The following is a 12,106-nucleotide window of genomic DNA, read 5'->3' as shown; positions in this document are numbered from 1 at the left end:
ACCCCGTACATGGACGACGGCAAGCGGCTGAGCCGGATCCGCAGAGCGGCGGCGGTGACGGGATGTGTGGCGGCGCTGGGGCTGCTGCCGTCGGCGGCCCTGGCGACGCCGGGCAGCGGGGTGACGGCGACGGTGCTGGCCAAGGGCACCTCCGCCGAGGGCCTGAAGATCAAAACCAAGGGGCGCACCGACGTCGTGGTGCGCACGATCACCATCGCGCCCGGCGGTGAGACCGGCTGGCACTACCACCAGGGGCCGCTGATCGCGGTCGTCCAGGCGGGCACGCTGACGAGGACGCTGGCGGACTGCTCGGTCGAGCGCAGCAGCGCCGGTCAGTCCTTCATCGAGCCGGACGGCGCCCGCAAGGTGCACAACGGGCGCAATCTCGGGACGGTGCCGGTCGTCCTGTACGTCACGTACCTGGTGCCCGAGGGCGACGCGCTGTCGGTCGACGCAGCCAACCCCGGCTGCCCCTGACCGGAGTGGCGCCGCAGCCCCGTTCCCGCCGTCAGAAGAGGGGCGCCGGAAGCACGCCTTCCAGAGCCAGCAGCGTGCGCTTCGTCTCCAGGCCGCCGCCGAAGCCGCCGATGCCCCCGTTGCTCTCCACGACGCGGTGGCACGGGACGACGATCGGCAGCGGGTTGGCGCCCATGGCGGTGCCGACGGCGCGGGCGGCGCCCGGCTCGCCGACGCGGTCGGCGAGGTCCTGGTAGCCGACGACCGAGCCGTACGGCACCCCGGTGGCGAGCTCGCGCTGGACGCGGCGGTTGAAGCCGGCGGTCAGCGACCAGTCCAGGTCGAGGGTGAAGTCGCGCAGCTCCCCGGCGAAGTACGCCCGGAGCTGGGCGACGGCGGGGGCGAGCCGCCCGGACTCCCCGGACTCCTCGACCGGGACCATGCCCAGCCGGCGCCCCAGCCGCTCCAGGAAGGCCTCCGTCACCTCGTCGTCGGCCCGGAAGACCACACTGACCAGACCCTGGGCCGTCGCGGCGAGCAGCAGCGGGCCGATCGGGGTGTCCATCCGCGTCCAGACCACCGTGGCGGGGCGGTCCGCCACGTCCTCGGCCACATCGCGCGGCTCGGTGTTCGTCATACCGTCAGCGTATGCCGGGCCACTGACAGCGGACGTCCACCCTGCGACAGCACCGGGAACACGAACGGAACGGCGAACGGAACGGCCCGTCGCTGGTCGTTGATGACCATGCGTCAGCGCGGGGGGCGGACCTGCGCTTCACGGTCGCGGTCGGCGGCGTGCAGCACTTCGTGGAGCAGCAGGTCGAGGTCGCTCTCGGTGGTGCGGTAGTTGCAGAGGCAGGCCCGTAGGACGGTGCGACCGTCGACGGTGACGGTGGCGAGGTAGGCCCGCCCGGCCGTCTGGACGTGGTGGGCGACGCGGGTGTGGAGGGCGTCGGGGTCGGAGCCGGTGGTATCGGTGAGACGGAAGCAGGCGACCGGCCAGGGGCCGCCGGCCAGCAGTTCCAGCCGGGGGCTGGCGGTGATCTTCTCGCGCAGTCGGTCGGCGAGGGTCAGGTAGTGCTCGATCAGGGTGGTGATTCCGTCACGTCCGAGGTGCTGGAGGGTCGCCCACAGGGCGAGGGCGCGGGTTCCGGGGCGGGTGAGTTCGATGGTGGCGTGGGAGAGCCAGGGCAGCGTGTCCGGTTCGCAGGCGGTGAGGTACGAGGCGCGGTGGGCGAAGGCGGTGTGCAAGTGCTCCGGGTCGGTGACCAGGAGTGCTCCGCAGCCGACCGGCACGCTGAGGGTCTTGTGCGGGTCCACGGTCAGCGAGTCGACACCTGCGACGCCCTCGTAGAGGGGCGCCATGGCGGGGACGACGGCACCGAGTCCGCCCCAGGCCCCATCGGCGTGGTGCCACATCCCGACCCGTCGGCACAGGGCGGTGACCGGTTCGAGGGGATCGACGGCCCCGGTCGCGGTGGTGCCCAGCGTCGTGACGGTGCAGAACGGCAGGAGCCCGGCCGCCTGGTCGGCGTCGACGGCGGCGCGCAGCGCGTCGGGGTCCAGGCGGTGCTGCGGGTCGCTGGTGATCGGACGCAGGCGGTGGGCGGGGATGCCGATGCAGGCGGCGGCCTTGGCCACGGACATGTGGGCCTGGGCGCTGTAGTAGAGGGTGAGGCGGGCGTGGTCCCGGTCGTAGGCGGGGCCGTCGCCGGAGCCGCGTCGGTTGAGGAACCAGGTGCGGGCGGTGGCCAGGGCGAGCAGGTTGGCCATGGAGCCGCCGCTCGTCAGGACCCCTCCCGCGGTGACCGGGAGACCGGCCAGGTCGGCGAGGATGCGGACGCCGCCGCGTTCCAGGTCCATGAGGGCGTTCTCGCCCATGCCGCAGGTCGCGTTGATGGCGGCGCCGAGCAGTTCGGCGATGAGGCCGGCGGGTGCGGGCGGGGAGTTGATCCAGGCGAAGAACGCGGGGTGACCGTTCCCGGTGGGGAACGGCGCGATGTCCTCCCGCACGAAGTCCAGGACGCGGCCCAGCTCACTCCCGGTGCGGCCGAGCGAGGCGTTGCGCAGCAGGGCGCGCTGCCGGGCGGGCACCGGACGGCTCACCGGGGCTGTCACGAGGTCGCTCAGGTACTGGGACACCCACTCCGCCGCCGCGATGAGTTCATCCCGCACCACCTTGGGATGCGCCGCGGGTGCTACGTGGTCCAGCAGGAGGGTCTCTTCACCGGAGTGAGCGAGGGTGTGGTCACGCGAAGGGTGGGTCATGGCGGCGCGTCGGGCCTTTCGTCGTCACAAGGCCCAGATCTCGCACCGGACCATGATCGTAACGAGCGCCACTGCCGGCGGTCACGCCGGCGGACCAACCCGTCGGCCGGACCTCGGCCGGACCCCGTCGGCCGGACCTCGGCCGGGCCCGTCGTCGAACCCATCGCCCTAGGCCGTGTCTGACAGATCCCGCCTGGCCCGGGACGTCTGGCACGCGCGCTCTCCCCCAGCTACCGCTGGGAGGGGCCCCCAGTTGTCGGGCCCGCCCCGGTACGTCCAGTACAGGGGCGACCCTCCGCCGTGCGATCACACGCACCAGACGCCCCGGGCCCCGCCCTCCGGGCGGACGCCGGTATGTGTCAGACACGGCCTAACCCCTCGGGCGGATCCGCCAGCCCACGCCGGCGCCCCGCGCCTGCCAGCCCGCGCCGTCGGCCCGGCCCGTCGGTACGCCCCCTCCTCGGCTGGCCAGCAGGCCCGTCCGCAGGCCCGTCCGCAAGCTCGTCAGCGCGGCCCGCAGCGGTCACCCGCGCGGGTGCCGCTCTTCGACAGCCTTGTCACAGCGGGTAGTTGACCGCTTCCGGTGGGGGAGGGGACCGGCATGACGCGAAACGACTACACCCAGGCACTGCGCATCCTCGCCCGCGACCAGCGGCAGGTGGTGGCGGTCGGCCAGCTGTCCGGCATCGGGGTGTCGGAGGTGGCGCTGCGCAAGCGCTGCGGGCCGGGCGGCCCGTGGCAGCGGGTGCTGCCCGGAGTGGTGGTGCTGCGGCGGGGTGCGCTGTCCGCCTGGCAGCGCTGCCGTGCCGCCCTGGCCTACGCCGGTTACCCGGCGGCGCAGGCGCAACTGACGGGGATCGCGGCGCTGGCCCTGCACGGGGTGCGTGAGGTCGTGGTGCCCGCCGAGGTACGGGTGGTCGACGTCCTTGTGCCGGCCGGTCGCGCGCTCAGGACGCACACCTGGGTGCGGGTCCACCACGCGCGCATCCTCCCGGGTCGCGAAGTGGTGGACGAACTGCCCCTCGCGCCCCTGGTTCGGGCCGCGGGGGACGGTGTCCGGGCGTCGTGTGACCCGCAGTGGGTGCGCGCGGTCCTCCGTGAGCTGGTGTGCGACCGAGGGGTCGACCCGGCCGAACTGGCGGGTGAGCTGCGCCGCGTCCCGCCGGCCCGCAGGTCCGGGATCGACGAGGCGCTGCGGGAGCTCTCGGTCCCCGGACTGGTGCGCCGCCCGCTCGGCGGCCAGGTGCGTTCGCTCGCCGCGCTCACGGGAACGCGGCCCCCGTTCTGGCGGCCCGAGCTCCGCCTGGACGGTGTCTTCCTGGCGAAGCCGGACGCCTACTGGGCGCGCGAAGGGGTGGTCCTGGAGATCGGATCGCCGGCCCGCGACGGCCGGTTGCACACCTGTGGCCTGCGGGTCGTCCGGGTGCCGCCGGAGGCGCTGACGACGAGTCCCGCGCTGGTCGTGGCGGCGCTGCGGGCGGCCCTGTCCTCGGGGCCGCACGGGCCGCTCGACCGGGTCACCGTGCATCCGGATCACGGGTCGGTAAAGGGAATCTGAAACTCGGTCAGGCGTTCCCCCGTTCGTCCTATCGTGTGCCACCTCGATGCGTCGGAGGGGGCCCGCCGTGGACGGCATGTACGGAACGGTCGACGGATTCACGTACGGCTGGATCACCCCGGTGGTGGCCTACATCATGGCCTGCTTAGGAGCCGCCCTCGGGCTGCGCTGCACGGTCCGGGCGCTCGTGATGGAGCGGTCGCGGCGGGCCGGCTGGCTCGCCCTGGGCGCCGTCTCGATCGGTTCGGGCATCTGGACGATGCACTTCATCGCCATGATGGGGTTCACCGTCGACCAGGTGGAGATCAACTACGACAAGTCGATCACCTTCGCGAGCCTCGCGGTGGCCATCGCGGTGGTCGGCGCCGGCGTCTTCCTGGTCGGGTTCCTCGGCCGCGGCGCACCGGTCCTGCTCGCCGCCGGCGCGATCACCGGTGTCGGGGTGGCCGCCATGCACTACCTCGGCATGGCCGGCATGAAGCTGGACGCGGAGCTCGCCTACAACACCTCGACGGTGTACCTGTCGATCGGCGTCGCGGTGGCGGCGGCCACCGCGGCCCTGTGGGCCGCCGTCTCGGTCAAGGGGTTCGCCGCGAGCATCGGGGCCAGCCTGATCATGGGCGTCGCGGTCACCGGCATGCACTACACGGGCATGGCCGCGCTCAGAGTGCATCTGCACGACTCGGGGATCGCGGGCGGCCTGGGCGGCGCCTCGCCCGCCGCGATCCTGGCGCCGGTCCTGATCGGCCCGGTGGTGTTCCTGTTCCTGGCCGGGGTCGTGGTGGCGCTGGACCCGCCCGCTGTCTCCCGGCAGTCCGGGTACGAGCTGGTCCGCGAGCCGGTCCGTCACCCCGCCCACGGCCGCCGCCCGAGGTGATCCCCGTGGTTTGTCAGTGGGGGGCCGTACGGTGGTTCCATGCGGCCCGTATCAGACATCGAACGTACTGTGGCGCCCTTCGAGGTCGTCAGCCCCTTCCAGCCCAATGGTGACCAGCCGGCCGCCATCGCGGAGCTGGAGCGGCGCATCCGCGCAGGTGAGAAGGATGTCGTCCTGCTCGGCGCGACCGGCACCGGAAAGTCGGCGACCACGGCGTGGATGATCGAACGGCTCCAGCGCCCGACGCTCGTCATGGCGCCCAACAAGACCCTCGCGGCACAGCTGGCGAACGAGTTCCGCGAGCTGCTGCCGAACAACGCCGTCGAGTACTTCGTGTCGTACTACGACTACTACCAGCCCGAGGCGTACGTCCCCCAGACGGACACCTACATCGAGAAGGACTCCTCGATCAACGAGGAGGTCGAGCGGCTGCGCCACTCCACCACCAACTCCCTGCTGACCCGTCGCGACGTCGTCGTCGTCGCGTCGGTCTCCTGCATCTACGGCCTCGGCACCCCGCAGGAGTACGTCGACCGCATGGTGCGGCTCCGCGTCGGTGACACGATCGAGCGCGACCAGTTGCTCCGCAAGTTCGTGGACATCCAGTACACCCGCAACGACCTGGCGTTCCAGCGGGGCACCTTCCGGGTGCGGGGCGACACCATCGAGATCTTCCCGGTGTACGAGGAGCTCGCCGTCCGCATCGAGATGTTCGGTGACGAGATCGAGGCGATGTCCACCCTCCACCCGCTCACCGGCGAGGTCATCAGCGACGACCGGGAGATGTACGTCTTCCCGGCGACCCACTACGTGGCGGGGCCCGAGCGCATGGAGCGCGCCGTCGCGGGGATCGAGAAGGAGCTGGAGACGACGCTCGCGACGATGGAGAGGCAGGGCAAGCTGCTGGAGGCCCAGCGGCTGCGCATGCGGACCACGTACGACATCGAGATGATGCGGCAGATCGGCAGCTGCTCCGGCATCGAGAACTACTCGCGGCACATGGACGGCCGTGAGGCGGGCACCGCCCCGAACACGCTCATCGACTACTTCCCGGAGGACTTCCTCCTGGTCATCGACGAGTCGCATGTCACCGTGCCGCAGATCGGCGCCATGTACGAGGGCGACGCCTCCCGCAAGCGCACCCTGGTCGACCACGGTTTCCGGCTGCCGTCCGCGATGGACAACCGCCCGCTGAAGTGGGAGGAGTTCCTGGAGCGCATCGGCCAGACCGTCTACCTGTCGGCGACCCCCGGCAAGTACGAGCTGTCGCGCGGCGACGGCGCGGTCGAGCAGATCATCCGCCCGACCGGGCTGGTCGACCCGCAGGTCATCGTCAAGCCCACCGAAGGGCAGATCGACGACCTGGTGCACGAGATCCGGCTGCGCACCGAGCGGAACGAGAGGGTGCTGGTCACCACCCTCACCAAGAAGATGTCGGAGGACCTCACCGACTACATGCTGGAGCTCGGCATCCAGGTGCGGTACCTGCACAGCGACATCGACACGCTGCGCCGGATGGAGCTGCTGAGCGAGCTGCGGGCCGGCGAGTACGACGTGCTGGTCGGCATCAACCTGCTCCGTGAGGGCCTGGACCTCCCCGAGGTGTCGCTGGTGGCGATCCTGGACGCGGACAAGCAGGGCTTCCTCCGCTCGGGCACCTCCCTGATCCAGACCATCGGCCGTGCGGCCCGAAACGTGTCGGGTGAGGTCCACATGTACGCCGACACGGTCACCCCGGCGATGGCCCAGGCCATCGACGAGACCAACCGGCGCCGTGAGAAGCAGGTCGCCTACAACACCGAGCACGGCATCGACCCGCAGCCGCTGCGCAAGAAGATCGCGGGCATCCTCGACTCGTTCGCGCGCGAGGACGCGGACACCGAGGAGCTGCTGGGCTCCGGCAGGCAGCGCTCGCGGGGCAAGGCCCCGGTGCCGGGACTGTCGTCCAAGGCGGGCGGCAAGCGGGTGTCCAAGAGCCTGCCGGCCGAGGAGTTGGCGGACCTGATCGCCGAGCTCACGGCGCAGATGCACGCCGCCGCGGCCGAGCTGAAGTTCGAGATCGCGGGCCGACTCCGTGACGAGCTGGGGGACTTGAAGAAGGAGCTGCGCCAGATGCGCGAGGCCGGTATCGCGTAACCCCTGGAGCGAACCGGAGTGCGCTGTCACAACGTCTTGTTAGGGTGCGGGACAACCGCACACAGTCCGGTGACGGGTGAGAGGGGACAGCGCGTGACGGTCAACATGACCAAGGGCCAGCAGATCAGCCTGACCAAGACCGACGGGGGGACGCTGACGGCGGTTCGGATGGGGCTCGGCTGGCAGGCCGCGCCCCGCCGAGGGCTGTTCGGCAGCCGCACCCGGGAGATCGACCTCGATGCCTCGGCGGTGCTCTTCGCCGACAAGCAGCCGGTGGACGTGGTGTTCTTCCGGCACCTGGTCAGCGACGACGGTTCCGTCCGGCACACCGGCGACAACGTGGTCGGCGGCGCCGGCCAGGGTGGCGACGACGAGTCGATCCTGGTGGACCTGCAGCGGGTGCCGGTCCACATCGACCAGATCGTCTTCACGGTGAACTCGTTCACCGGGCAGACCTTCGCCGAGGTGCAGAACGCGTTCTGCCGCCTCGTCGACGAGACCAACGGCCAGGAGCTGGCCCGCTACACCCTGACCGGCGGCGGGCAGTACACCGCGCAGATCATGGCGAAGGTGCAGCGCGCGGGCAACGGCTGGTCGATGACCGCCATCGGTACGCCGGCCGCGGGCCGCACGTTCCAGGACCTGATGCCGTCGATCCTGCCGGCGCTCTGACACACGGCGGCACCCGCACCACGGCGGCACCCGCGCCACCAGTACGACAGCAACACAGCACGACTGCACGACTGCACGACGCGCGTCACACGCACGACGCGTACAACACCAATGGGGGGTGGCGGCATGGCTGCCGAGCTGGTCCGGGGACAGAATCATCCGCTCCCGGCCGGGCCCGAGGGCGCCGGCCGTCTGGAGATCCGGGTGACGGCGGGCACGCCGGTGGTGGCCGTGGCCACCCTGGGTGACGAGCAGGGGCGGGTGAGCGGCACGGAGTGGATCGCCCACCCCGGATCGCCGCACCTCCCCGGTCTCGAAGTCTCCCAGCAGGCCGCCGCCTCCCACCGGCTCGCGGTGGACCTGGGCGCCCTCTCCGAGGACGTCCACCGGGTCCATGTGCTGCTCGCCCTCCCCACCGCGGCCGGTGTTCCGGCCTCCTTCGGCGTGGTGGCCGCTCCGCATGTCGCGGTCACCACGCTGGACGGGGCGGAGGTCGCGGGATTCACCATCACCGGGCTCGGCCCGGAGACCGCGGTCGTCGCCGTCGAGCTCTACCGCAGACAGGGCGCGTGGAAGGTCCGCGCGGTCGGTCAGGGGTACGCGGGCGGCCTGTCCGCGATGCTGCTCGACCACGGTGTCCCGGAGGCGGCCGGGCTCGCCGCCGGCATCCATGACGCGGTGGCCAAGGGGCTGGCCCGCTCGGTCGCCCCGCCGCCCCGGCCGCAGCAGCCCGCGGGTGCCGCCCCGTCCTCGCCCGCCGGCGGCCCGATCAGCTACCAGCACCCCCGGCGGCACACCGCCCCGCCGCCCCCGCAGGCCGCACGGACGTCTGACGCGCCGGCCGGCCATCCCGCCGACTCCGCGCCCCCGCAGAGCGCCCCCCAGCCCGTCGCCGGTGACGCCGGCGGCTGGACGATGGAGGAGCGGCTCTACAACCAGGTCTGGGGCATGTTCGAGGACCTGGCCCGTACCACCGCCGCCTACCGCAGCGCGGTCGACTTCGCCGAGTCCCGGCTGGACCAGGAACTGGACCGGCTGCTGGCCGACCCGCGCACCCGCGTCGGACCGGCCGCCGACGCCGCCCGGGACCAGGCACGCGCCAAGCAGGCCGACCTCACGGATCAGGCCCGTGCCGTGCTCGACCGCGACCTGGCGCAGCTGCGCGCCGAGTCCGAGGTGGTCGAACCGGCGCTGCCGCCGGCCTACGCCGGCTGGGAGAGCCCGGTCTGGCACGGGTACACGGTGCCGATGGAGGTGCCGATGGCCGCCAGGCTCGGCAACCTGCATCTGCCGGAGAACCCCGAACTGCGGATACCGCTGCTGGTCAGGCTGCCGCTGGAGCGTGGTCTGTGGATCGACAGCTCGCAGGACCGGCGCCTCGCCATGGAGATCGCGGTCACCATCGCGGCCCGATTGCTCGCGTCGTACCCGGTCGGCGACTTCTCGGTGCACGTGATCGACCCGGCCGGCACCGGCGCCACCGCACTCACCCCGCTGACCGCGTCGGGCACGCTGCGTGTGCCGCCCGCCGCCGGCGCGGCCGGGGTGGCCGCGCTGATCGGGAAGATGACCGAGCGGGTCGACCTGGTGCAGATGGCCATGCGGGCCGGCGCCCCGGACTCGCTGCCGGTGGACCTGGACACCGCCGAGCAACTGCTGATCGTCAACGACTTCCCGTACGGCTTCGACGACCGCACCGTCAACCAGCTGCGCTACCTCGCCGACGAGGGGCCCGCCGTCGGCGTGCACCTGCTGATGGTGGCCGACCGGGACGACGCGAGGGCGTACGGCCCGGTCCTCGACCCGCTGTGGCGGTCCCTGATGCGGCTCACCCCGACCCCGGAGGACCACCTCGCGGACCCGTGGGTCGGCCACGCCTGGACGTATGAGCCGCTGCTCGTACCTCCGGGTAGTCACGTGGTGCCGCAGGTCCTACGTCAGGTCGCGGCAGCTCGGCAGGCCTATGGCCGCTGATTGCCACTGAAAGCCCCCGACCTGCGATTTTGACCTTACCTTTGCCATCTCTTGGGCATTCCGGTACCGTTCGCTGTTCGTAGTGAACTACCGGAGGCGCAGTGGATGTTTCCTTGACCATGTGGGCACTGACCATCGCCGGTCTGTGTGCCCTGATCGCCGTCGACTTCCTCATCGGACGCAAGCCGCACGACGTCACCATCAAGGAAGCGGGCATCTGGACGGTCGTCTGGATCGTCCTCGCCGCCCTCTTCGGGCTCGGCCTGGCGCTCTTCGCGGGCGGTCAGCCCGCCGGCGAGTTCTTCGCGGGGTTCATCACCGAGAAGTCGCTGAGCGTCGACAACCTCTTCGTCTTCGTCCTGATCATGTCGAAGTTCGCGGTGCCGACGAAGTACCAGCAGCGGGTGCTGCTCGTGGGCGTCCTCATCGCCCTGGTGCTGCGCGCGGTCTTCATCGCCGGTGGCGCGGCGATCATCGCCAACTTCTCCTGGGTCTTCTACATCTTCGGCGCGTTCCTGATCTGGACCGCCTGGAAGCTCATCAAGGAGGCGCTGGCCGACCCGGAGGACGAGGAGTTCGAGGAGAACAAGCTCCTCAAGCTCGTAGAGAGGCGCGTCCCGTCCACCGACAAGTACCACGGCACGAAGCTGTTCATCGTCGAGAACGGCAAGCGACTGATGACGCCGATGCTCGTCGTCATGCTGGCGATCGGCACCACGGACGTCCTGTTCGCGCTCGACTCCATCCCGGCGATCTTCGGCCTCACCCAGGACCCGTACATCGTCTTCACGGCCAACGCCTTCGCGCTGATGGGTCTGCGCCAGCTCTACTTCCTGATCGGCGGCCTGCTCAAGAAGCTGGTCCACCTCTCCTACGGGCTGTCGGTCATCCTCGGCTTCATCGGCGTGAAGCTGGTCCTGCACGCGATGCACGAGTCCGGGGTGCACGTGCCCGAGATCTCCATCCCCGTCTCGCTCGGCGTCATCGTGGTCGTGCTCGCGGTCACCACCGTCACCAGCCTCATCGCCTCCAAGAAGCAGACGGCGGCCGAAGCGGCGGAGAAGGAGACCATCGACGCGTGACCACGCGTGTGACGCCCAGGGCCCGGCGGTCGACCCGCCGGGCCCTGTGCGTGTCCGTCCGCTCGGGCGGGTCCAAGGTCGTTCCCGGCCCCGACCGTGACCCGGTCCCGGTCATCGGGATCGGACGGATACGAGGACGGCATGGCTGCCGCACCGGGAACCACGGCAGCGGCTCTGCCGGAACCGACGATGTCCACGTTCCTGGAGGCCTGGCAGCTGGACGGGTGGCGCTCGCCGCCGTGCTCCTGCCGGCCGGGCTCTACGCGGCGGGCGGGCTGCGCCGCCGCCACGGCGGCGGCCGCCGGACCATCGCGCGGACGACCGCGTTCACCGTGCTCGGACTGGGCGCGATCGTGATCGCCACAGTCGGCCGGCGCATGCGCCGCCGCTCCTCAGGGCTGTCCCGTATTCCCTGGCGGGCGCCCGACGACAGCTACGGCACCTCGCCGCGTTGTCGGAACGCCCGAATACATCCAGTATGCGGGTGCCCCTCCGCCGTGCGATGCACCGCATCTGACGCCGCGCGCTGATCCACCAGGGATGACGGGACAGCCCTTAGGCACATCCAGGAGCTTCAGGCCTTCGGGTTCTTGACCAGCTTGCCGTCCTCGACGCGCACCGCGACCGCGGGCAGCGGTTCGGTTGCCGGGCCCTGGATGACCGCGCCGGTCGTCGCGTCGAAGGTGCTGCCGTGGCAGGGGCAGGAGATGACGCCGTCCTTGACCTTGTCCACCACGCAGCCGGCGTGCGTGCACACGGCGCTGAACGCCTGGTAGGCGCCCTGGGTGGGCTGCGAGACCACTACCTTGTCCTCGCGGAAGAGCTTGGCGCCGCCGACGGCGACGTCGGTGGCCGGGCCCAGGGTCACGGGGCCGGTGGCCGGGGCCTTCTCCGCACCGGAGCCGCCGGACCCGCCGCAGGCCGTGAGGCCCAGGCCGGTGACTCCGGCGAGAGCCGTGCCCCGCAGGACGGTACGGCGGCAGGCGGCGTGCGGTTCGGTCATGGTGGTGCTCCAGGCTCAGAAGGCCGAAAGGGACGCGGAAGGGGACGTAGGGTACTGATCTTGCGACCAGTACCCTACGT

General features: G+C 71.4%; 11 protein-coding genes. 8 read left to right on the top strand and 3 right to left on the bottom strand.

Annotated elements, in window-relative coordinates; genetic code table 11:
• Nucleotides 1–9 precede the first annotated feature (9 nt).
• Complete coding sequence (locus M2266_RS08970) at nucleotides 10–477, top strand: cupin domain-containing protein (protein ID WP_277437693.1); 468 nt, start codon at nucleotides 10–12, stop codon at nucleotides 475–477.
• A gap of 31 nt (nucleotides 478–508) precedes the next feature.
• Here M2266_RS08970 and M2266_RS08965 read toward each other — a convergent pair whose 3' ends face one another.
• Nucleotides 509–1,093: a methylated-DNA--[protein]-cysteine S-methyltransferase gene (locus tag M2266_RS08965; RefSeq protein ID WP_277437692.1), complete on the bottom strand. Its 585-nt coding sequence runs from the start codon at nucleotides 1,091–1,093 to the stop codon at nucleotides 509–511.
• A 113-nt stretch (nucleotides 1,094–1,206) separates the two neighbouring features.
• Nucleotides 1,207–2,724, bottom strand: coding sequence for an aminotransferase class V-fold PLP-dependent enzyme (locus M2266_RS08960; RefSeq protein ID WP_277437691.1), 1,518 nt, complete (start codon nucleotides 2,722–2,724; stop codon nucleotides 1,207–1,209).
• Nucleotides 2,725–3,325: 601 nt separating this feature from the next.
• On the opposite strand from M2266_RS08960, the gene M2266_RS08955 reads away from it, so the two are divergent.
• The 7 genes from M2266_RS08955 to M2266_RS08925 all read left to right on the top strand — a co-directional run bounded on the left by M2266_RS08955 (nucleotide 3,326) and on the right by M2266_RS08925 (nucleotide 11,553).
• Nucleotides 3,326–4,282: a hypothetical protein gene (locus M2266_RS08955; RefSeq protein WP_277437690.1), complete on the top strand. Its 957-nt coding sequence runs from the start codon at nucleotides 3,326–3,328 to the stop codon at nucleotides 4,280–4,282.
• A 76-nt stretch (nucleotides 4,283–4,358) separates the two neighbouring features.
• On the top strand, nucleotides 4,359–5,159 hold the full coding sequence (locus M2266_RS08950) for an MHYT domain-containing protein (RefSeq protein ID WP_277441116.1): 801 nt from the start codon (nucleotides 4,359–4,361) through the stop codon (nucleotides 5,157–5,159).
• Between the two features lie 39 nt (nucleotides 5,160–5,198).
• Nucleotides 5,199–7,295, top strand: a complete 2,097-nt coding sequence (uvrB, locus tag M2266_RS08945; protein ID WP_277437689.1) for an excinuclease ABC subunit UvrB — start codon at nucleotides 5,199–5,201, stop codon at nucleotides 7,293–7,295.
• A gap of 93 nt (nucleotides 7,296–7,388) precedes the next feature.
• Nucleotides 7,389–7,967 carry a TerD family protein gene (locus tag M2266_RS08940; RefSeq protein ID WP_277437688.1) on the top strand — a complete coding sequence of 193 codons (579 nt, stop codon included), beginning with the start codon at nucleotides 7,389–7,391 and terminating at the stop codon, nucleotides 7,965–7,967.
• A 126-nt stretch (nucleotides 7,968–8,093) separates the two neighbouring features.
• Nucleotides 8,094–9,941, top strand: coding sequence for a TerD family protein (locus M2266_RS08935; protein WP_277437687.1), 1,848 nt, complete (start codon nucleotides 8,094–8,096; stop codon nucleotides 9,939–9,941).
• A 101-nt stretch (nucleotides 9,942–10,042) separates the two neighbouring features.
• The gene (locus M2266_RS08930) at nucleotides 10,043–11,023 is read left to right on the top strand and encodes a TerC family protein (RefSeq protein WP_277437686.1); all 981 of its coding nucleotides are present in this window, start codon (nucleotides 10,043–10,045) and stop codon (nucleotides 11,021–11,023) included.
• Nucleotides 11,020–11,553, top strand: a complete 534-nt coding sequence (locus M2266_RS08925; RefSeq protein ID WP_277437685.1) for a hypothetical protein — start codon at nucleotides 11,020–11,022, stop codon at nucleotides 11,551–11,553. Before M2266_RS08930 ends, M2266_RS08925 begins: the two co-directional genes overlap by 4 nt.
• 44 nt (nucleotides 11,554–11,597) lie before the next feature.
• Here the strand turns inward: M2266_RS08925 and M2266_RS08920 are convergent, their stop codons facing one another.
• The gene (locus M2266_RS08920) at nucleotides 11,598–12,026 is read right to left on the bottom strand and encodes a Rieske (2Fe-2S) protein (RefSeq protein WP_277437684.1); all 429 of its coding nucleotides are present in this window, start codon (nucleotides 12,024–12,026) and stop codon (nucleotides 11,598–11,600) included.
• Nucleotides 12,027–12,106 lie beyond the last annotated feature (80 nt).

Source organism: Streptomyces sp. SPB162 (assembly GCF_029504575.1).
In the GTDB taxonomy this organism is placed as follows: Bacteria; Actinomycetota; Actinomycetes; order Streptomycetales; family Streptomycetaceae; genus Actinacidiphila.
This window is presented reverse-complemented; position numbering and strand designations above follow the sequence as displayed.